The 19,898-nt window shown below is 72.1% G+C and carries 20 protein-coding genes and 1 pseudogene; 8 read left to right on the top strand and 13 right to left on the bottom strand.

Going from position 1 to position 19,898, the window contains the following annotated elements; all coding sequences use genetic code 11:
• The first annotated feature begins 150 nt into the window (after positions 1 to 150).
• A complete protein-coding gene (locus ACIGAQ_RS25540) occupies positions 151 to 1,215 on the top strand; it encodes a LacI family DNA-binding transcriptional regulator (protein WP_399786471.1) in 1,065 nt (354 codons plus the stop codon).
• Positions 1,216 to 1,222: 7 nt separating this feature from the next.
• Entirely contained in the window at positions 1,223 to 2,038 is an 816-nt protein-coding gene (locus ACIGAQ_RS25535) for a hypothetical protein (protein ID WP_399786469.1), read from the top strand.
• On the opposite strand, the gene ACIGAQ_RS25530 is transcribed toward ACIGAQ_RS25535, so the two are convergent.
• Both ACIGAQ_RS25530 and ACIGAQ_RS25525 read right to left on the bottom strand, forming a co-directional pair.
• On the bottom strand, positions 1,984 to 3,813 hold the full coding sequence (locus tag ACIGAQ_RS25530) for a serine/threonine-protein kinase (protein ID WP_399786466.1): 1,830 nt from the start codon (positions 3,811 to 3,813) through the stop codon (positions 1,984 to 1,986). The genes ACIGAQ_RS25535 and ACIGAQ_RS25530 overlap by 55 nt on opposite strands.
• Before the next feature lie 137 nt (positions 3,814 to 3,950).
• Positions 3,951 to 5,252 carry a DUF6986 family protein gene (locus tag ACIGAQ_RS25525; protein ID WP_399786464.1) on the bottom strand — a complete coding sequence of 434 codons (1,302 nt, stop codon included), beginning with the start codon at positions 5,250 to 5,252 and terminating at the stop codon, positions 3,951 to 3,953.
• A 194-nt stretch (positions 5,253 to 5,446) separates the two neighbouring features.
• On the opposite strand from ACIGAQ_RS25525, the gene ACIGAQ_RS25520 reads away from it, so the two are divergent.
• Positions 5,447 to 6,352 carry an endonuclease/exonuclease/phosphatase family protein gene (locus ACIGAQ_RS25520; RefSeq protein WP_399786461.1) on the top strand — a complete coding sequence of 302 codons (906 nt, stop codon included), beginning with the start codon at positions 5,447 to 5,449 and terminating at the stop codon, positions 6,350 to 6,352.
• A 56-nt stretch (positions 6,353 to 6,408) separates the two neighbouring features.
• On the opposite strand, the gene ACIGAQ_RS25515 is transcribed toward ACIGAQ_RS25520, so the two are convergent.
• From ACIGAQ_RS25515 to ACIGAQ_RS25500, 4 genes are all read right to left on the bottom strand, one after another.
• Positions 6,409 to 7,371 carry an electron transfer flavoprotein subunit alpha/FixB family protein gene (locus ACIGAQ_RS25515; RefSeq protein ID WP_311681931.1) on the bottom strand — a complete coding sequence of 321 codons (963 nt, stop codon included), beginning with the start codon at positions 7,369 to 7,371 and terminating at the stop codon, positions 6,409 to 6,411.
• A 52-nt stretch (positions 7,372 to 7,423) separates the two neighbouring features.
• Positions 7,424 to 8,212, bottom strand: a complete 789-nt coding sequence (locus ACIGAQ_RS25510; RefSeq protein ID WP_362278880.1) for an electron transfer flavoprotein subunit beta/FixA family protein — start codon at positions 8,210 to 8,212, stop codon at positions 7,424 to 7,426.
• 218 nt (positions 8,213 to 8,430) lie between these two features.
• Positions 8,431 to 8,922: a flavin reductase family protein gene (locus ACIGAQ_RS25505; protein ID WP_399786458.1), complete on the bottom strand. Its 492-nt coding sequence runs from the start codon at positions 8,920 to 8,922 to the stop codon at positions 8,431 to 8,433.
• Positions 8,923 to 9,005: 83 nt separating this feature from the next.
• Positions 9,006 to 9,419: a thioredoxin family protein gene (locus ACIGAQ_RS25500; protein ID WP_399787148.1), complete on the bottom strand. Its 414-nt coding sequence runs from the start codon at positions 9,417 to 9,419 to the stop codon at positions 9,006 to 9,008.
• A gap of 78 nt (positions 9,420 to 9,497) precedes the next feature.
• On the opposite strand from ACIGAQ_RS25500, the gene ACIGAQ_RS25495 reads away from it, so the two are divergent.
• Positions 9,498 to 9,914 (top strand): DUF4395 domain-containing protein, encoded by a 417-nt coding sequence (locus ACIGAQ_RS25495; RefSeq protein WP_311681933.1) that lies wholly within the window; start codon positions 9,498 to 9,500, stop codon positions 9,912 to 9,914.
• Between the two features lie 188 nt (positions 9,915 to 10,102).
• Positions 10,103 to 10,831 (top strand): lysophospholipid acyltransferase family protein, encoded by a 729-nt coding sequence (locus ACIGAQ_RS25490; RefSeq protein WP_311681934.1) that lies wholly within the window; start codon positions 10,103 to 10,105, stop codon positions 10,829 to 10,831.
• 18 nt (positions 10,832 to 10,849) lie between these two features.
• Here the strand turns inward: ACIGAQ_RS25490 and ACIGAQ_RS25485 are convergent, their stop codons facing one another.
• Entirely contained in the window at positions 10,850 to 11,551 is a 702-nt protein-coding gene (locus ACIGAQ_RS25485) for a B3/4 domain-containing protein (protein WP_399786454.1), read from the bottom strand.
• A gap of 9 nt (positions 11,552 to 11,560) precedes the next feature.
• Positions 11,561 to 12,133 (bottom strand): transglutaminase domain-containing protein, encoded by a 573-nt coding sequence (locus tag ACIGAQ_RS25480; protein WP_399786451.1) that lies wholly within the window; start codon positions 12,131 to 12,133, stop codon positions 11,561 to 11,563.
• A gap of 175 nt (positions 12,134 to 12,308) precedes the next feature.
• On the opposite strand from ACIGAQ_RS25480, the gene ACIGAQ_RS25475 reads away from it, so the two are divergent.
• Positions 12,309 to 13,685, top strand: a complete 1,377-nt coding sequence (locus ACIGAQ_RS25475; RefSeq protein ID WP_399786448.1) for a hypothetical protein — start codon at positions 12,309 to 12,311, stop codon at positions 13,683 to 13,685.
• 23 nt (positions 13,686 to 13,708) lie between these two features.
• Here ACIGAQ_RS25475 and ACIGAQ_RS25470 read toward each other — a convergent pair whose 3' ends face one another.
• Genes ACIGAQ_RS25470 through ACIGAQ_RS25460 form a run of 3 tightly spaced genes read right to left on the bottom strand, consistent with a single transcriptional unit; the run spans position 13,709 to position 16,964 of the window.
• Complete coding sequence (locus tag ACIGAQ_RS25470; RefSeq protein ID WP_311682306.1) at positions 13,709 to 14,779, bottom strand: low specificity L-threonine aldolase; 1,071 nt, start codon at positions 14,777 to 14,779, stop codon at positions 13,709 to 13,711.
• Positions 14,776 to 15,525 carry an SDR family oxidoreductase gene (locus ACIGAQ_RS25465; protein WP_311682308.1) on the bottom strand — a complete coding sequence of 250 codons (750 nt, stop codon included), beginning with the start codon at positions 15,523 to 15,525 and terminating at the stop codon, positions 14,776 to 14,778. Before ACIGAQ_RS25465 ends, ACIGAQ_RS25470 begins: the two co-directional genes overlap by 4 nt.
• 41 nt (positions 15,526 to 15,566) lie before the next feature.
• On the bottom strand, positions 15,567 to 16,964 hold the full coding sequence (locus ACIGAQ_RS25460; RefSeq protein ID WP_399786446.1) for a DUF6421 family protein: 1,398 nt from the start codon (positions 16,962 to 16,964) through the stop codon (positions 15,567 to 15,569).
• A 250-nt stretch (positions 16,965 to 17,214) separates the two neighbouring features.
• On the opposite strand from ACIGAQ_RS25460, the gene ACIGAQ_RS25455 reads away from it, so the two are divergent.
• Positions 17,215 to 17,898 carry a glycerophosphodiester phosphodiesterase family protein gene (locus ACIGAQ_RS25455; RefSeq protein ID WP_311681940.1) on the top strand — a complete coding sequence of 228 codons (684 nt, stop codon included), beginning with the start codon at positions 17,215 to 17,217 and terminating at the stop codon, positions 17,896 to 17,898.
• A 3-nt stretch (positions 17,899 to 17,901) separates the two neighbouring features.
• Here ACIGAQ_RS25455 and ACIGAQ_RS25450 read toward each other — a convergent pair whose 3' ends face one another.
• Positions 17,902 to 18,441, bottom strand: a complete 540-nt coding sequence (locus ACIGAQ_RS25450; RefSeq protein WP_311681941.1) for a GNAT family N-acetyltransferase — start codon at positions 18,439 to 18,441, stop codon at positions 17,902 to 17,904.
• A 71-nt stretch (positions 18,442 to 18,512) separates the two neighbouring features.
• Here ACIGAQ_RS25450 and ACIGAQ_RS25445 point away from each other — a divergent pair, with 71 nt between their 5' ends.
• Entirely contained in the window at positions 18,513 to 18,905 is a 393-nt protein-coding gene (locus ACIGAQ_RS25445) for a VOC family protein (protein ID WP_362278874.1), read from the top strand.
• On the opposite strand, the pseudogene ACIGAQ_RS25440 reads toward ACIGAQ_RS25445, so the two are convergent.
• A pseudogene (locus tag ACIGAQ_RS25440) lies at positions 18,887 to 19,850 on the bottom strand (N-acetyltransferase). The gene ACIGAQ_RS25445 and the pseudogene ACIGAQ_RS25440 sit on opposite strands and share 19 nt — an antisense overlap.
• Between the last annotated feature and the right edge of the window lie 48 nt (positions 19,851 to 19,898).

The following is a 19,898-nucleotide window of genomic DNA, read 5'->3' as shown; positions in this document are numbered from 1 at the left end:
GCCATCGGGCAGGGCAAACCGCGGACCGGTCCCGCGTAGGTGCGCCGGTCCGGAGTTTGCGGTGGACAGTCTCCCCCGAGCCTGACAACGTTGTCCAGGCTCTATGCTCGACGCCACATCCTCATACAAACCCAGGACCGACGCATCCCCGTGGACGACAGGACAGGACACCGCACCGTGCCCCAGACCCACCTCCGATCCGCAACGCGCTACGGCAACCGTCCGACGATGAAGGACGTCGCCGCCCGTGCCGGGGTCGGCCTCAAGACGGTCTCACGGGTCGTGAACGGCGAGCCGGGGGTCACGCCGGAGACGGAGCGGCGGGTCCAGGAGGCGATCGACGCGCTCGGTTTCCGCCGCAACGACAGCGCGCGGGTGCTGCGCAAGGGCCGCACGGCAAGCATCGGCCTGGTCCTGGAGGACCTCGCGGACCCGTTCTACGGGCCGCTGAGCCGGTCGGTCGAGGAGGTGGCCCGCGCGCACGGCGCCCTGCTGATCAACGGCTCCAGCGCGGAGGACCCGGAGCGCGAGCAGGAACTGGTGCTGGCCCTGTGCGCGCGGCGGGTGGACGGTCTGGTGGTCATCCCGGCCGGGGACGACCACCGGTATCTGGAGCCGGAGCTCAAGGCGGGCGTCGCCACGGTGTTCGTGGACCGGCCGGCCGGGCACATCGACGCCGACGTGGTGTTGTCGGACAACTTCGGCGGCGCCCGCGACGGCGTGGCCCACCTCATCGCGCACGGGCACCGCCGGATCGGTTTCATCGGCGACATGCCCCGCATCCACACCGCCGCCGAGCGGCTGCGCGGCTACCGGGCCGCGATGGAGGACGCGGGGATACCGGTGGCGGACTCCTGGATGTCCCTCGGCGTCACCGACCCCGAGCGGGTGCGCAGGGCCGCCGAGGAGATGCTGTCGGGCCCCGACCCGGTCACCGCGATCTTCACGGGCAACAACCGGGTGACGGTCACCGTGATCCGGGTGCTGGCCGAGCAGACCCGGCCGGTCGCCCTCGTCGGCTTCGACGACATCGAGCTGGCCGACCTGCTGCAGCCGGGCGTCACGGTCGTCGCCCAGGACGCGGCGGACCTCGGCCGCACCGCGGCGGAACGTCTCTTCCGGCAGCTGGACGGCGGTCCGGCCACTCCCGAGCGCATCGAGCTGCCGACCCGGCTGATCACCCGTGGTTCCGGCGAGATCCCCCCGGCGGACTGAGCGGCCCATGAACCGCCCCGTGGAACGGACGCTGCGAGCCCTCGGCCTCGCCGAGGCGCCACGCGAGCACCCCCTGCTGTATCCGGGCGCGTGGCCCGCCGGTTCGGGGATCCTCGACGGGGACCACTTCCTGCCGCCCGAGCGGCTGGTGTATGACGACCGCACGCCCGTCCTCGCCATCGGCTCCAACGGCTCCCCGGGCCAATTGCGGCACAAGATGCGGGAGTTCGGGGTCGGCACGCCCCTGCCGATGGTGCGGGCCCGGGTGACCGGCGTCGACGCCGGTGTCTCCGCGCACGTGAGCCGCATGGGGTACGTGTCGGCCTCTCCGATCGCCGCCCCGGACGCCGTGCGCGCGCTGTTCGTGCTCTGGCTGGACGCCGAGCAGCTCGCGGTGATCGACGCGAGCGAGGGTGCGCCGGTGCCGGGCGGCAACTTCGACCGGGCCTGGCTGCCCGCGCCGGACGTACGGATCGACCTCGCCGACGGGACACGGCTGCCCGGCGCGTACGCCTACGTCAACCGGCACGGCGTCCTGCACGACGGCACGGGCGCGCCGCGCATCCACCCGGGTCAGCGCGAACTGCTCACCGAACTGCTCGTCGCGCTGCCGCGCCTGCGGGAGCTGTTCGGCGTCGTGCCCGAGGAGTTCTGCGCACGGGCCCGCGCCGACCGACGGCTGTGCGAGCGGGGCACGCGGCTGTTCGCCGAGGAGAAGCTGGTGACGGCCTGCGGCCTCGAGCGGTACGCGGCGGCCTCGGCACGCCGTCAGCAGAGCGGGAGCCCCGGGACGGGCCCGTCGTTGTCACCGCCCTTGACATAGACGTCGCTGACCCACACGTCCGTGTTGCCGCTGTCGTCGTCGGTCTTCGCCCACCAGACGTTGGTCCACTCGCCGTACGTCTCGCGGCGGCCCAGGTTCTGCTGGCAGTAGAAGTAGTTGGTGCCCGCGTTGAGGATGCCGACCTTGGTGCCGGAGGCCGTGTAGGAGTCGGCGGTCTTCCAGACCTGGCAGTTGTACTTGCCGCCGCCGATGGCGTGGCAGGCGGGGGCCGGGGTGCTCGTGCCCCCGGTCGTACCGCCGCTGGTCGTGCCGCCGTCGGTGCCGCCGCCCGAGGTGCCCGTGGACGTGCCGCCGTCGGCGCCGCCGCTCGTGCCGCCCGCGGAGGACTTGGCGGGGGCCGAGGTGGAGGGCCGGCCGGAGGGCTCGGGCTTGTCGTCCCCCGGCTTCGCGGAGGGTTTCCGGTCCTTGCCGTCGTCCTTCTCGTCGCCCTGCCGCGTGGGCCTCGGGGCGTTCGAGCCGTCGTCGGTGCGCCCGGGTCCGGAGGCCGCGGCGCCGGTGGCGCCGGTCCGGGCGTCCGGTGCCGAGCCGTCGTCGTTCCCGAGCAGGGCGACCGTGGTGCCCGCGGCGGCGAGGACGGCGGTGACGGCCGCGGCGGCGAGGAGAGCGCGGGTCTTCTTGGGGCGGGACGCGGGTGGGGTCATGGGCCCTGTCGGGGCCCCGGCGCCCGGTCCGCCGCCCTGCTGCGTCACGCTCGTCCCCGCGGCCGCGCCGAAGGCGGCGGCCGGGCCGAATCCGGGTGTGCCCTGGGGTTCGAGCGGCCCTGCGGTGTCCTGCGGCAGGGGGAGCCGCTCCGGCGGTCCGAAGCCCGGCGGCACCGACGGCACGCTGCGCTCCGTCTCCGGGCGCGGGGGCGGACCCGCCGGGCCGCGCAGGGTCGAGGTGGGCGTGTCGGTGCCGCCCCCCTCGGCCACCGCCAGCAGCAGTTCGCGGGCCTGGCCGGCTTCCGGGCGGGCCTCGGGACGCTTGTCCATCAGGCGTTGCAGGACCGGGGCGAGCGGGCCGGCGCGGCGGGGCTCGGGCAGCGGCTCGCTGACGATCGCGGTGAGCGTGGAGAACGTGGAGGTGCGGCGGAAGGGCGAGGCGCCCTCGACGGCCGCGTACAGCGTGGCGCCCAGGGCCCAGATGTCGGAGGCGGGGCCCGGGTCGGCGCCCTGGGCCCGCTCGGGGGCCAGGTAGTCGAGGGAACCGACGAGTTCGCCGCTGCGGGTGAGGTGCGTGGCCGAACCGTCGCCCGGGTCGTCCATGGTGGCGATGCCGAAGTCCGTGAGGACGACCCGGCCCGAGCGGTCGAGCAGGATGTTGCCGGGCTTCACGTCCCGGTGCAGGACGCCCACCCGGTGGGCGGCGGCCAGCGCCTCCATGACCTTGGCGCCGATCCCGGCGGCCTCCTGCGGGTCGAGCGTGCCGCGGTCGCGCAGGACGTCGTCCAGGGAGGGGCCGTCGACCAGTTCCATGACGATGAGGGGACGGCCGTCGACCTCGGCGATGTCGTGCACGGAGACGACGCCGGGGTGGCGGACCCGGGCCGCCGCGCGCGCCTCGCGCTGCATCCGCAGGTGCAGTCCGGCCAGTTCGGGGCCGGCGGCGTCGGTGTAGGTGCGCAGTTCCTTGACGGCGACCTCGCGGCCGAGGACCTCGTCGACGGCCTTCCAGACGACGCCCATGCCGCCGCGCCCCAGCTGGGCGGCGACGCGGTACCTGCCCGCCAGCAGCCGGCCGGTCCCGTCCGCCTGCCCGTACTCCCCCGTTGACACCGCTGCCCCGTTCCCCGTGACCCCACCGGATCCACCGACACGTCCGTATGTGGCGTACAGACTACGGGGCGGCGGTGACGGCGACAGCCCGTGGTGAGGGCTGTGACAAGGCCGGTACCCACCGCCCCGCCGTTCCCTCAGGCGGACGCCGTCAGGTCGCCGCGCCGGGGCGCGGCGAAGCTCTCCAGATCGGCCCGGGTCAGACCGGTGAGCCGGGCGACCTCGCCGATGTCGAGGGCGCCGCAGTCCAGGCCGCGCAGCAGGTAGCCGCCGAGGGCCTTGGCGGTGGCGGGTTCGTCCATGACGTCGCCTTCGGTGCGGTTGGCGTAGCGGGCGAGGCGGGCGGCGGCCTGCTCGAAGCCCTCGCGGTAGAAGGCGAAGACGGCCGCGTAGCGGGTCGGGATGTGACCGGGGTGCATGTCCCAGCCCTGGTAGTAGGCCCGGGCCAGGGCGCGGCGGGTGAGGCCGTAGTGCAGGCGCCAGGCGGCGTGGACCTTCTCGGTGGGGCCGACGGGCAGGACGTTGGTGGAGCCGTCGCAGACCCGTACGCCCGTGCCGGCCGCGGCGACCTGCATGACGGCCTTGGCGTGGTCGGCCGCGGGGTGGTCGCTCGCCTGGTGGGCGGCGGAGACGCCGAGGCAGGCGCTGTAGTCGAAGGTGCCGTAGTGCAGTCCGGTGGCGCGGCCCTCGGCGGCCTGGATCATGCGGGCGACGGTCGCGGTGCCGTCGGCGGCGAGGATGGACTGGCTGGTCTCGATCTGGATCTCGAAGCCGATCCGGCCGGGCTCCAGGCCGTGCGCCTTCTCGAAGGCGTCCAGCAGCCGGGCCATGGCGGTGACCTGCTCGGCGTAGGTCACCTTCGGCAGGGTGAGGACCAGCCCGGCGGGCAGGCCGCCGGACTCCATCAGGCCGGTGAGGAAGATGTCGAGGGTGCGGATGCCCCGGGCGCGCACGGGCGCTTCCATGCACTTCATGCGGATGCCCATGTAGGGGGCGGCGGTGCCCTCGGCGTACGCCTCGGCGATGATCCGGGCGGCGCGGGCGGCGGCCTCGTCCTCCTCGGCGTCGGGGCGGTTGCCGTAGCCGTCCTCGAAGTCGACGCGCAGGTCCTCGATCGGTTCGCGCTCCAGCTTGGCCCGCACGCGCGCGTGGACGGGTTCGGCGAGCTCCTCGGGCAGGCCGAGGACGGCGGCGAAGGAGGCGGCGTCCGGGGCATGCTCGTCGAGGGCGGCGAGGGCCCGGTCGCCCCAGGAGCGGACGGTGCCGGCGGCGAAGACGTCGCCGGGCACGTAGACGGTGTGGACGGGCTGGCGGGTGCCGGGGTCTCCGGGGTAGCGGCGCTCCAGTTCGGCGTCGACCGGGGCGAGGGAGGCGCTGATCTCCTCGCTGACGGCACCCGCGAGGCTCGTCGCCACCTTCTCCTGCTGGCCGTGACCCATTCCGAGACCCTCCTGTTTTCCGCTGTACGGAATCAACAATCCGTAGAGCGAAGTTATCGGCCGACCTTCGGCCTGGTCAACACCGTCCTGCCGACGAGTTCCCCCTCTTCGCCCGGCGGTCCCTGCAGACTCCGCCTCCTCTTCCGTATTCACCAGGCAGGCTTCATCCTGCCGTGCAAGGGGAGGGAGATCATGTGCCGAACGAGGCCGGAGTGACGCGCCGCCACGGACTCAAGGCGGCGGCCGCCGCCGCCGTCGCAGGACCGCTGCTCACCACCGCGGGCCCCACGCAGCCCGCCACCGCCGGCGAGCACGCGGGCGCCCTGAACGTCATGACGTTCAACGTGCGCTTCGGGACCGTCGTCGACGAGACACCGCGCTGGTCCGTGCGCCGGCCGGTGATGCGGGAACTGCTGCGCCGCGAGCGACCGCACGTGATCGGCACCCAGGAAGGGCTCTACCGGCAGGTGCGCGCGATCCGGACGGACCTGGGCGAGCACTACGACTGGATCGGCGTCGGACGCGCCGGCGGCAGCAAAGACGAGTTCATGGCGGTCTTCTACGACACGCGCAGACTCGTACCGATCGAGTTCGATCACTTCTGGCTGTCCGACACTCCGTACGTGATCGCCTCGAACACCTGGGGAGCGGACTGGCTGCGCATGGTGACCTGGGTCCGGTTCGCCGATCTCGCCCGGGAGGGAATGGAGTTCTACGTCCTCAACACCCACCTGGACAGTGTCAGCCAGTACGCCCGGGAACGCTCCGCGGAGCTCATCGGCGCGACGATCAGCGGATGGGACCGGTCGTTGCCGGTCGTCGTCACCGGCGACTTCAACGCGGCCGCCCACGACAACCGGGTGTACGACCTCATGCTGGACATCGGGCTGGTGGACGCCTGGGAGGCGGCGGCCTCGCGGGGCCCGGCGTACGGGACGCACCACGGCTACCGGCAGCCCCGGCCCGGCGGGCGGCGCATCGACTGGATCCTCACCACCCCCGGGGTGACCACGCACTGGGCCCGGATGAACACCTTCAGCCTGGACGGGACGTACCCGAGCGACCATCTGCCGGTGCAGGCCTCGATGACGCTGGGATGACACGAGGCCCCCGTGACCGTGCCCGGTCACGGGGGCCTCGACGCAGCCGGTCTCGATCAGCCCTTGCGGGCCTTGATCTCCTCGGTCAGGGCGGGGACGACGTCGAAGAGGTCGCCGACGACGCCGTAGTCGACGAGGTCGAAGATCGGGGCCTCGGCGTCCTTGTTGATCGCCACGATCGTCTTCGAGGTCTGCATGCCGGCGCGGTGCTGGATCGCGCCGGAGATGCCGGAGGCGATGTACAGCTGCGGCGACACGGACTTGCCGGTCTGGCCGACCTGGTTGGTGTGCGGGTACCAGCCCGCGTCCACCGCGGCACGCGAGGCACCGACGGCGGCGCCGAGCGAGTCGGCGAGGGCCTCGATGATCGCGAAGTTCTCCGCGCCGTTGACACCACGGCCGCCGGAGACCACGATCGCGGCCTCGGTCAGCTCCGGGCGGCCCGTGGACTCACGCGGCGTGCGGCCGGTGACCTTGGTGCCGGTGGCCTGGGCGGAGAAGGACACGCTCAGCGCCTCGACCGTACCGGCGGCCGGGGCGGCCTCCACGGCGGCGCTGTTGGGCTTGACCGTGATGACCGGGGTGCCCTTGGAGACGCGGGACTTGGTGGTGAAGGACGCGGCGAACACCGACTGGGTGGCCACCGGGCCCTCGTCGCCGGCCTCCAGGTCGACGGCGTCGGTGATGATGCCGGAGCCCAGGCGCAGCGCCAGGCGGGCGGCGATCTCCTTGCCCTCGGCGGAGGACGGCACCAGCACGGCGGCCGGGGAGACGGCCTCGTGCGCGGCCTGGAGGGCGTCGACCTTCGGCACGACCAGGTAGTCGGCGTACTCGGCGGCCTCGTGCGTGAGGACCTTGACCGCGCCGTGCTCGGCGAGGGCGGCGGCGGTGTCACCGGCGCCGTTGCCCAGCGCGACGGCGACGGGCTCGCCGATGCGGCGGGCCAGGGTCAGCAGCTCCAGGGTGGGCTTGCGGACGGCGCCGTCCACGTGGTCGACGTAGACGAGAACTTCAGCCATGGGACTTCTTCTCTCCTGCTTGCGAAAGATGAGGGACGGTCGGCGGTCGGGCTCAGATGAACTTCTGGCCCGCGAGGAACTCAGCGAGCTGCTTGCCGCCCTCGCCCTCGTCCTTGACGATCGTGCCCGCGGTGCGGGCCGGGCGCTCGGTCGCGCCGTCGACGACCGTGTAGGCGCCTTCCAGGCCGACCTCCTCCGCCTCGATGTCGAGGTCGGACAGGTCCCAGGACTCCACCGGCTTCTTCTTGGCCGCCATGATGCCCTTGAAGGACGGGTAGCGCGCCTCGCCCGACTGGTCGGTCACGGAGACGACCGCCGGCAGGGAGGCCTCCAGGTTCTCGGAGGCGGCGTCGCCGTCGCGGCGGCCCTTGACCGTGCCGTCCTCGACCGAGACCTCGGAGAGCAGGGTGACCTGCGGGACGCCCAGGCGCTCGGCGAGCAGCGCGGGGACGACGCCCATGGTGCCGTCGGTGGAGGCCATGCCGGAGATGACCAGGTCGTAGCCGGCCTTCTCGATCGCCTTGGCCAGGATCAGGGAGGTGCCGATGGCGTCGGTGCCGTGGATGTCGTCGTCCTCGACGTGGATGGCCTTGTCCGCGCCCATGGACAGCGCCTTGCGCAGGGCGTCCTTGGCGTCCTCGGGGCCCACCGTCAGGACGGTGATCTCCACGTCGTCGTCGGAGTTCTCGGAGATCTGCAGCGCCTGCTCGACCGCGTACTCGTCGAGCTCGGAGAGCAGACCGTCCACGTCGTCCCGGTCGACGGTCAGGTCATCGGCGAAGTGCCGGTCGCCAGTGGCGTCGGGCACGTACTTCACAGTGACAACGATCCTCAAGCTCACGCCGGCTCTCCTACTGCATCGTCATTTCTCGGCTGCCTCTTGCAGGCAGCATAGGCGCCACAAGCGGCCGATCCCGGTCGGGGCGACCCGCGCTCCGAGCGAAATATTACTCGTCAGTACACAGAGTTCGTTCCCGCTAAGCAAGCGCTTTGAACTGTGACCTTCGCAACGCAGCGTAACCGGAACTCGACGGTCACGCAGCCCCGGGTGCGCCCGGCTCAGTCGCCCAGGCGCCGGAAACGGCCCTGGTGGTAGAGGAGGGGACGGCCGGTGCCGGTGGGGTCGCCGTGCACGACCTCGGCGATGACGATGCGGTGGTCCCCGGCCGGCACGCGGGCCACGACCCGGCCGACCAGCCAGGCGAGCACGCCGTCCAGCACGGGGACGCCCTCGGGCCCTTCCCGCCAGGCGGTGGGCGCGCCGAAGCGGTCGGCTCCGCTGCGGGCGAAGGTGGCGGCCAGCTCCTGCTGGTGCTCGCCCAGGACGTGGACGCCGACGTGGTCGGCCCCGGCCAGCGCGGGCCAGCTGGAGGCGCCGGTGCCGACGCCGAAGGAGAGCAGGGGCGGGTCGGCGGAGACGGAGGCGAGGGACGTGGCGGTGAAGCCCACCGGACCGGCGTCGCCACGGGCCGTGACGACCGCGACGCCCGCCGCGTGCCGCCGGAAGACCGAACGCAGGAGGTCGCTCGTGGTGAGGAGGTCCGCAGGCATGCGGTCAGGCTGACGATAAAGGGTGGGCGCAGTCAAGTTCGGCCCGTGATGTGGGAGATGACTCACCGACGGGGTCGCGTCCCTCACACCGCCTCCCCCAGGGCGGCGATCACGTCGGCCTTGCGCGGCTGCCCGACGGCCCGCCGCACCACGCGGCCCTCTGCGTCCAGCACCAGCACCGTCGGGGTCTTGAGGATGTCCAGCCGCCGGACGAGGTCCAGGTGCGCCTCGGCGTCGATCTCGACGTGGGTCACGCCCGGGACCAGGCCGGCGACCTCGCCGAGCACCCGCCGGGTCGCCCGGCAGGGCGCGCAGAACGCGCTGGAGAACTGCACGAGCGTGGCCCTCTCGCCGAGTGCCTCCCCCAGGTCCGCCGCACCGACCCGTATGCCGTCGTCCCGCCCGCGCACCCGCACTCTCCCGCTCCGCCGCTTGTGCAGCACTCCGAAGGCGCTCGCCGCCGCGAGCACCGCCACGCACACCACCAGTCCGGTCATCACCTGCTGCAAGCGTTCACGAGACCGCAAAGATTCCCGGGCCCGCAACGGCACCGGGCTGCGGAATGCTTGGTTCCCATGGACATCGATGCGAGAGGACCGCGTTTCGGGGCGGCCGTCACCACCGTCGTGCTGGCGGTCGTGCTGATCACCGGGAGCGCGTGGCTGCTGGCCTGGCAGGCGCTGGCGTTCCTGCTGGGTGCGGCGGGCGGGGTGCGCCGGTCGCCGTACGGATGGCTGTTCGCCCGGGTCGTCCGGCCGCGGCTCGGGCGGCCGACGGCGTTCGAGGCGCCCGAACCGCCGCGCTTCGCCCAGGCGGTGGGGCTGCTCTTCGCCGGGCTCGGACTCGTCGGCTACACCCTGGGGCCGGAGTGGCTCGGTCTCGCCGCGACCGGCGCGGCGCTCGCGGCGGCGTTCCTGAACGTGGCATTCGGGTACTGCCTGGGCTGCGAGTTGTACCTGCTCGTGCGGCGCGCGACGGTGCGTGCGGAGTAATGCGGACGTAAAAGCACGAGGTGGGAGTCCGATGGCGACGTGACGAGAATCTCTTCGCACGCGGGCACGAAGACTGGCTACCCGGCCGTTCTTGGGGCACCATCTGCGACAAGCCGTAGACCTACGGCTGCGTAACTTGTCCGCTGGGAATCCCTTCCCAGGCAGAGCAGGAAGGGTCCGAACCGCCCATGGCAGAGCTCGTCTACCGTCCCGTCGTCGGCTTCGCCCGCACGCTGTTCAAGGTGTGGGACCTCAAGATCGACTGTCAGGGTTCGGAGAACATCCCGCGCTCGGGCGGCGCCGTACTGGTGAGCAACCACATCAGTTATCTGGACTTCGTCTTCAACGGCCTGGCGGCGCTGCCGCAGAAACGTCTCGTGCGCTTCATGGCGAAGGAGTCCGTCTTCCGGCACCGGATCTCCGGTCCGCTGATGCGCGGGATGAAGCACATCCCCGTGGACCGCGAGCAGGGCGAGGCGGCCTACGCGCACGCCCTGGACTCGCTGCGGTCGGGCGAGATCGTCGGCGTCTTCCCGGAGGCCACGATCTCGCAGTCCTTCACGCTGAAGAGCTTCAAGTCGGGCGCCGCGCGCCTGGCACAGGAGGCCGGCGTCCCGCTGATCCCGATGGCGGTGTGGGGCACGCAGCGACTGTGGACCAAGGGCCACCCGCGCAACTTCAAGCGCAGCCACACGCCCATCACGATCCGGGTCGGCGAGGCCATCGAGGCCTCCCGCGACAAGTACGCGGGCGCCCTCACGCGCCAGCTGCGCGAGCGCGTCCAGGAGCTCCTGGAGGCCGCCCAGCGTGCCTACCCCGTGCGCCCCAAGGGTCCGGACGACACCTGGTGGATGCCGGCTCACCTCGGTGGTACGGCCCCGACGCCGGAGCAGGTGCGGGCGGCCGAGGCGCACTGACGCCCGGGTGCCCGAGGCTCAGGCGGCGGACCACGGGGCACGCACGTCGACGTCCGCGCCCGGACTGAACTTCCGCAGCAGTTCGGCGAGTTCCGCCGCGGCCTCCTCCACCTCGGCGACCGGCATCGGGGTCATGCTCTCCAGCAGGAAGATGCCCGAGGTCGTCCGCTCGGCGAGCCGGGTGCGCGGCCCCTGGCGCCAGTTCCAGCGGCGGCAGGTCACGCCCGCGTCGTCGCACCACACCACTTCGCCCGCGTCGGGGTGCTCGACGGTCTTTTCTCCCCCGGCGACGGTGACGAAGTCCTCCGTTCCCGTGGCCCGCACCAGGCGCATGCCGCCCTGGATGCGGTCGAGGTCCTCACCGCCGACCGGGATCAGATGGGCGACGCTGATCGCGTTGTAGAGGTCGACGAGCAGGTTGATACGGGGCAGCCCGGCATCGGTGAGGGCCCTCCTGGCCAGGGCCTCCGCGGAGTTGCGGGTGCGGGACGGCTTCGAGCCGAAGGCCGTGTAGGCCGCGCGCCAAGCCGCCATGTGCGGGTCCTCGTGCGGGGCGCGTCCGTCCAGCCGGGCGGCGAGCCGGCGGGCGGCGTCGTCCAGCAGATCCGCACTGGCGTCGGTGCTCGGCCCGTTGACCAGGCCGTGCGCCTCGATCGCGACATGGGTGAAACCGGGCGCGAGAGCGCGGACGTCGTCGGACACGGTGAGCGTGAGCGTCATGGTCGGGCCTCAGAGTGCGGTGGGGAGCGTCTGCCAGAGGTGCGGCCGGTCGGGTGCCGCTCGCAGAGCGTCCAGCACAGCCGGGTGCGGTGCAGCATACAGGACCGGATAGTCCAGTTCATTGGACGCGGGATCGGGCACGTAGGCGAGCCGCTCGCCGTCCAGGGAGAACTGCGCGTCCACGCCCGGCTTGTTGCCCCGGGGATCCTGCCGGTGCCAGGCTCCGTTGAACCGCACGGCCACCAGTCCGTGCACCTCGTCGAACTTCTGATAGCACAGCGCGGTCGGGATGTCCTCGGCCCGCAGCAGCGCGGCCAGGGCGTGCGCCTTGGCGTAGCAGATGCCGGTGCGCTGCTCCAGGACGTCGGAGGCCCGCCAGGTGACGCGGAGGTCACCGGAGTCCTGCGAGTGCGCGATGCCGTCCCGCACGAACTCGAAGGCTGCGCGCGCATACTCATACGAGTCCGCTACTCCCTCGGCTAGCCGTGCCGCCGTGTCGCGCACACGCGGGTGATGATGGTCGATCACCTCGTCAGCGGCCAAGTAGGCGGAGAGGTCCGGGTTTTCCTGGATCGGCTGCATGCGAGCAGAGCGTAGGGAGCAAGACGAGGTCAGTCAATCACTTTACGCTGAACCGCATACGTATGCATGTCCCGCAAGAACGGCTGAACACCGCCGCAACCCTCCGTCCCCACCGCAACCCTTCCCCGGCCTCGCCGGTCTGGGGTCCACGGAACGGTGACGAGGAGGGGGAAACATGAGGCAGCGGATACGACGTCTGGTGGGAGCCGCGGTCACCTGCGGTGCCCTCGCGGCCGCGGGGATCGGGGGCGCGCCCGCGCACGCCATGGACAACCAGCTGTGGATCGGCGCACCGTACGAGACGGTGCTTCCCGGCGCGGAGCCGGACGGCAGCGCCCGCGAGCGCACCATGGAGGTCACGATCAGCCGCGATGTGGCGGACGGCGAGGTGCCGGCCGGGCAGCTGACCGTCGACGTGAGCGAGGTCGCCGCCTTCGCCCGGGTGTCCTGGCCGGACCAGTGCGCGCCCGAGTCGGAGGTCAGGGCGGTCTGCGCCTTCCCCGGGATGCCGGACGGGACGGACACCGTACCGGCCGCCACGTTCGGCCTCCGGGCTCTGCCCGGCGCGGACCTCGGCGCCTCCGGATACGTGCGCTACTCGGCCACCGCCGGGGAGTTCACCTCCCACACCGCCGAGACCCGGGTCGGCCTGGGCAACGGGCCGGACCTGGGGCTCAGCCAGGCTCCCTACCAGCGCGACCTGAGGCCCGGCACCGAGACGAGCGTGCCGGCGACGGTGTCCAACACCGGCAACCGCACCGCCGAGCGCACCCTGATGTGGATCAGCGCCTCCTACGGGCTGCGCTTCGAGGAACGGCACGCGAACTGCGAGTACCGGGACCACGCGACCGGTACGGGAGCCCTGTGCGTGCTGGACGAGGCGGTGGCGCCCGGCGAGCGGTACGCGATGACGACCCCTCTGGGCGTCGGGCGCAAGGCGATGTACGAACGGTTCGACCAGTCCGTCCAGCCGTACTCGGACGAGGCGCTGGCGGAGGCCCGTGGCGAGTGGACGTGGACCCGGGGCACGGGCCCCGAGCTGGACCTGCGGCCCGTGACGACCCGGACGGCGGCGGCACCGGAGCCCGACATCGACCCGCAGGACAACTACCAGGCCGTCATCCTCGACGCCCGCAACACCGCCGACCTGAAGCTCACCGGCAGCAGGGTGCGCGGGGCCGTGGGTGACACCGTGACCGCCGAGGTCACCGTCCACAACCGCGGCCCCGCCTGGGTGGCGTCCCTGGGCGCGGGGGCCTCCGTGGCCACCGTGCGGTTCCGGGCACCGGAGGGGACCACGGTGGGCACCCTGCCGGAGGACCGGTGCTGGACGGCGGAGGACGACGGCACGTCCCCCGTCGTCCACTACTGCCGGACGCCGATCTACCTGCACGACAAGGCGTCCTTCACCTTCGAGATCCCGCTGCGGATCGACCGGGTGGTGCGCGGGGCGCACACCACCGTGGAGACCCTCAACGACGACTCGGAGCTGAGCATCCGGAAGTTCGACCCGAACCTGCGCAACAACAGCACGCGGATCGTCGTCAACTGACGATGCCCGCCGGGGAGATGGCCCTAGCGGGCCATCTCCTCCTTCAGCGCCGCGAGGAACGCGTCCACGTCCTCCTCGGTGGTGTCGTAGGCGCACATCCAGCGGACGTCGCCCGCGGCCTCGTCCCAGAAGTAGAAGCGGAAGCGCTTCTGCAGGCGCTCGCTCACGTCGTGGGGCAGGCGAGCGAAGACCGCGTTGGCCTGCACCGGGTAGAGGATCTCCACCCCGTGCACGGACCGCACGCCCTCGGCGAGGCGCTGGGCCATCTCGTTGGCGTGCCGGGCGTTGCGCAGCCACAGGTCCCGGGCGAGCAGGGCCTCCAATTGCACGGACACGAACCGCATCTTCGAGGCGAGCTGCATGGAGAGCTTGCGCAGATGCTTCATGTGGCGGACGGCGTCCTGGTTGAGGACGACCACGGCCTCGCCGAAGAGGGCGCCGTTCTTCGTGCCGCCCAGGGACAGGAGGTCGACGCCGGCGACCTCCGTGAGCGTCCGCATCGGCACGTCCAGGGTGGCGGCGGCGTTGGCCAGCCGGGAGCCGTCCAGGTGCACCCTCATGCCGTGTGCGTGGGCGTGTTCGCACAGGGCGCGTATCTCGTCCGGCGTGTAGACCGTGCCCAGTTCGGTGGCCTGGGTGATCGAGACGACCTGCGGCATCGCCCGGTGCTCGTCGTCCCAGCCGTAGGCCTGCCGGTCGATCAGCTCCGGCGTGAGCTTGCCGTCGGGCGTCGGGACGGTGAGCAGCTTCAGCCCGCCGACCCGCTCCGGCGCGCCGCACTCGTCGACGTTGATGTGCGCGCTCTCGGCGCAGATCACCGCGCCCCAGCGGTCGGTGACCGCCTGGAGCGCGACGACGTTGGCGCCGGTGCCGTTGAAGACCGGGAACGCCTCGGCCGTGGCCCCGAAGTGGCTGCGGACGACGCGCTGCAGGTTCTCGGTGTAGGCGTCCTCGCCGTAGGCGACCTGGTGCCCGCCGTTGGCCAGGGCCAGGGCGGCGAGCACCTCCGGGTGGGCGCCGGCGTAGTTGTCGCTGGCGAAACCGCGGACGTCGGGGTCGTGATGGCGGCGGGCGTCGGTCTTCGGCGGGTTCACGGCTTCTCGGTGAGCCACAGACGTTTTCCGTTCACTTCGGCGGCGGGCTTCTCCCAGACTTCGGTGATGGCCTCGGCCAGGTCCTTGACGTCGGTGAAGCCCGCGAACTTCGCGTTGGGGCGTTCGGCGCGCATCGCGTCGTGCACCAGTGCCTTCACCACCAGGATCGCAGCCGCCGACGTCGCGCCCTCGGGGCCCCCGGCCTTGCGGAAGTAGTCGGCCATGGCCAGCGTCCACGCCTCGGCGGCCGCCTTGCCGGCGGCGTACGCGGCGTTGCCCGCGGTGGGCTTGCTGGCACCGGCCGCGCTGATCAGCACGTACCGGCCGCGGTCGCTGCGCTGCAGCGCCTCGTGGAAGGCGAGGGAGGTGTGCTGCACCGTGCGCACCAGCAGCATCTCCAGGAAGTCCCAGTCGTCCAGGCTGGTCCTGGTGAAGGTCTCGCTGCCGCGCCAGCCGCCGACGAGATGGACCAGGCCGTCGACCCGGCCGAAGTCCTTCTCGATGCGGCCGGCCCAGTCGCGGGTGGCCTGCAGGTCGAGCAGGTCGACCGTGTCGCCGGTGACGGTGGCGCCGCCGGTCGCGTAGCTCGCCGCGTCCACCGCCTCCGCCAGCCGCTCCGGGTCGTTGTCCGAGCCGATGACGGTCGCTCCCGCCTCGGCCAGCCTGAGCAGCGCCGCCCGGCCCGCCGGTCCGCCCGCACCGGCCACCGCGATCACCGCACCGCTGAGCGCCCCGTTCCCCGCCATGTTCTTCGCCTCCTGAGCAGTGTTCTCGGTACGCCGATCGCTCACGCGGCGATCCGCTCGGCGCCGTCCGCCGTGATGCCCTTGGTGGAGGCGATCACATGCTTCAGCTTCTTGGACAGTGCCTCATAGAACATGCTCAGCGGAAACTCGTCCGGAAGCACGTCATCGACGAGCTTGCGCGGCGGCTGCGTCAGGTCCAGGGCGTCGGGGCCCTTGGCCCACTTGGAGCCGGGGTGCGGGGAGAGGTAGGTGGAGACGAGCTCGTACCCGGCGAACCAGTGGACGAGCTTGGGCCGGTCGATGCCGTCGCGGTACAGCTGCTCGATCTCGCCGCACAGCTGGTTGGTGACCTGCGGGGCGCGCTCCCAGTCGATGGAGAGCCTGTTGTCGGTCCACCGGATGACGTCGTGCTTGTGCAGGTAGGCGAAGAGGAGCTGACCACCGAGGCCGTCGTAGTTGCGTACGCGCTCGCCGGTGACCGGGAAGCGGAACATGCGGTCGAACAGGACCGCGACCTGGACGTCACGGGCCTGCGGCACGCCCTCGCCCGCGAGCTTCACGGCCTCCTTGAAGGCGGTGAGGTCGCAGCGCAGCTCCTCCAGGCCGTACATCCAGAACGGCTGGCGCTGCTTGATCATGAACGGGTCGAACGGCAGGTCGCCGTGGCTGTGGGTGCGGTCGTGGACCATGTCCCACAGGACGAACGCCTCCTCGCAGCGCTTCTGGTCGTGGACCATCGCGGCGACGTCCTCGGGCAGCCCCAGGCCCAGGATGTCGACGGCGGCGTCGGTCACGCGGCGGAAGCGGGCGGCCTCGCGGTCGCAGAAGATGCCGCCCCAGGTGAACCGCTCCGGCGCCTCGCGCACGGCGATGGTCTCCGGGAACAGCACGGCCGAGTTCGTGTCGTAGCCGGACGTGAAGTCCTCGAACGTGATGCCGCAGAACAGCGGGTTGTCGTAGCGGGTGCGCTCCAGTTCGGCCAGCCAGTCCGGCCAGACCATGCGCAGCACGACCGCTTCGAGGTTGCGGTCGGGGTTGCCGTTCTGCGTGTACATCGGGAAGACGACCAGGTGCTGCAGGCCGTCCCGGCGGTCCTGCGCCGGCTGGAAGGCGAGCAGCGAGTCCAGGAAGTCGGGCACCTGGAAGCCGCTGTCGGCCCAGCGGGTCAGGTCCTTCGCCAGGGCCTCGTGGTACGCCTGGTCGTGCGGGAGCAGCGGGGAGAGCTCCTCGACCGCGTCCACGACCTGCCGGACGGCGAGCTCGGCGTCGGCGGGGTCGGGCGCGCCCTCGGCGTCGAAGTCGATCGACCCGTCCTTGGACTGCCATGGCCGGATCCGCTCCACGGCATCCTTGAGCACGGGCCATGCCGGATGCTCCACCACCCTGGCCACGGGAGGAACCCCGTCCTCCGAACCCATCTGCACAAGAATTTCCGTCATGTCCCATCCTCCACGGGAGAATCTCACGTATGCAGACCGTATACACACGAGGTTCCTCCCAGCAAGGGCGAACGCGGGAAATTATCCTGCCTCACCCCGGCCTGCACCGCACTTTTTCCTGTCGGTCACGCTTGCGCCCGCACGCGCGCTGACCATGTCCTCACTCTCCGCAAGGGGCGGGCGCAGGCGATACCGTCGGATGGGCCCTGCCGGCCCTCACTGCCGCCTGTCGACGGAAGAGAGTCGCGCTTTGAACTTCCTCACCATCGGTCACCGCGGAGTCATGGGCGTGGAGCCCGAGAACACCCTCAGGTCCTTCGTCGCGGCCCAGGAGGCGGGCCTCGACGCCATCGAACTCGATCTGCACCTCAGCAAGGACGGCGCGCTCGTCGTCATGCACGACACGGACGTGGACCGCACGACCGACGGCACCGGGCCGATCGCCGAGAAGACCCTCGCCGAGCTGCGGGCCCTGGACGCGGGGCGGGGCGAGCGGGTGCCGGTCTTCGAGGAGGTCCTGGAGGCGGTCCGGGCACCGCTCCAGGCCGAGATCAAGGACGCGCAGGCGGCGCGGGCGCTGGCCCGGGTGATGAACGAGCGAGGTCTGGCCGGACGGGTGGAGGTGTCCTCGTTCCACGACGAGGCGATCGCCGAGATCAAGCCACTGGTACCGGGCGTGCGCACCGCACTGGTCGCCAGCCGCTACGGCACGGACGTGGTGGACCGCGCCGTCGCGGCCGGTGCCGAGACCGTCTGCCTGAACATCCGCCGGCTCACCCTGGAGATCGTCGAGCGCGCCCGCGCGGCCGACCTGAGGATCATCGGCTGGGTGGTGAACACGCAGGACCATCTGCGTCTGGTCCGGGCGTTCGGCCTGGACGGCGCCACCACCGACCACCCGGACATCAAGCGCACGGGCCGCTTCACGGCCTGACGGCTAGCCCAGCTCCTTGACCAGCAGCTCGAACTGCAGGTCGTCGCGGAGCGGGATGCCGAAGCGTTCGTCGCCGTACGGGAAGGGGGTCATCCGGCCCGTACGGCGGTAGCCGCGCCGCTCGTACCAGGCGATGAGGTCGTCCCGGACGGAGATCACGGTCATGTGCATCTCCGTCACGCCCCAGGTCGCGCGGGCCTGCCGCTCCGCCTCGGCGATGATCACCTTGCCGAGGCCCGCGCCCTGGAGCGAGGGGCTGACCGAGAACATCCCGAAGTAGGCGTGGTCACCCCGGTGCTCCAGCTGGCAGCAGGCGACGATCCGACCCTCCCGCTCCACGGTCAGCAGCCGGCTGTCCGCCGCCTTGATGACGGCCCGCACCCCCTCCGGGTCGGTGCGCTGCCCGTCCAGGATGTCCGCCTCGGTGGTCCACCCGGCCCGGCTGGCCTCGCCCCGGTACGCCGACTCGATCAGCGCGACCAGTTCGTCCACGTCGGCGTCGGTGGCGTCGCGGAAGGTCAGTCCGGTGGCAAGGGTGTCCATGGGCGTACGTCTCCGTGTCTGGGCGCGGCTCGGGCAGGGACGAGCGTAACCCTGCCGCTAGGCTCCGGTGCATGGTGCAGGTACTGAGCAGCCGGATCCTGATCCGCCCCACCGACCCCGAGAAGTCGCGGGCCTTCTACGGTGAGCAGCTCGGGCTCGCCGTCTACCGGGAGTTCGGCACCGGGCCCGAGCGCGGCACGGTCTACTTCCTGGGCGGCGGCTTCCTGGAGGTCTCGGGGCGGTCCGAGACCCCGCCCGCGCCCGCCGTGCGGCTGTGGCTGCAGGTCGACGACGTGACGGCGGCGCGGGACGAGCTGCGGGCCAAGGGCGTGGAGATCGTGCGACCGCCGGTGACGGAGCCCTGGGGGCTGGTCGAGATGTGGATCGCGGACCCGGACGGCACGCCGATCGTGCTCGTGGAGGTCCCGGCCGAGCACCCGATCCGCTACCGCCCGGGCATCTGAGGCGGCCCGGGGCGGTGCACCCAGCCCCGGTCCGTGCGGGTCAGCTCCGCGAAGCCCGCACCGGTGAGCAGCTCGACGGCGGCGCTGTCGCCGGCCCGTTCGTAGGCGACGAGCCGGTCCACACCGCACAGGCGCAGCCAGTCGGCGGCCCGGGCCAGCAGCCAGTGCTCCAGGCCGGTGCCGGCCTCGGACGGTGCGGTGCACAGGTTGCCGATGTCGGCGAGGCCCGCCGCCCGGGCATGGCGTTCGGGCCTGGCCAGAGCCGTGTCGATCTCCACGAAGCCCAGCGCCCTGCGGCCGGCCCGGGCCGTGAAGCGGGTGCCTCACGGCCCGGGCCGTGAAGCGGGTGCCGCACTCCCCGAGCGTGCGCTCCACCGTGACGCCGGGGCGGGCCGCCGGCGCGGGCAGGTCGGCCACCCGGGCGATCAGGATGACCTCGGTCTCGCCGACGTGCCGGAAACCCGCCCGTTCGTACAGGGCCCGGGTGTGGGGCCAGTTGCGGGGCAGTCCGTAGACCAGCGGGGCGGGCAGGGAGCCGTCGGCGTACCGGACACGGGCGTGCCAGCGGCCGAACCGCTCCAGGCAGGCCCGCATCAGCAGATCGGCGGCCCGTTCCGATTCCGGCCAGAGGGGCGCCGCCGGACGGTGCACGAACCAGTTGATCTCCGCCGCTCCCCGGTGGTCCTCACCGACCCCGGCGTCGGCGCGGTAGCGCAGCAGATGGGCGGCGGCGACGACGTGCGCGCGGTGCTCGGCGACGAGCGTGGCCCGCTCGGCCACCCACGGGTCGGTGACGAACTCGCCGGGCTGCCGTTCCAGGTCGCCGAGGACGGTGTTCACGGAGACGGAGACGCCGGGGACGACGGCCGCCACGTGCAGGTTCACCAGGTCGGTGAGCTGGTCGCGGTCGGCTCGGCGGAAGGGGCGCACCTCGGGCGCGGGCATGGGTACCTCCGGGCAGGGTGAAGGAGCCGGTGGCCGCCACGCGTGCGG

This window comes from Streptomyces sp. NPDC085932 (genome assembly GCF_044540525.1).
GTDB classification, from domain to species: Bacteria; Actinomycetota; Actinomycetes; order Streptomycetales; family Streptomycetaceae; genus Streptomyces; species Streptomyces levis.
The sequence above is the reverse complement of the archived record's forward strand: the minus strand, read 5'-3'. Positions and strand labels throughout refer to the sequence as shown.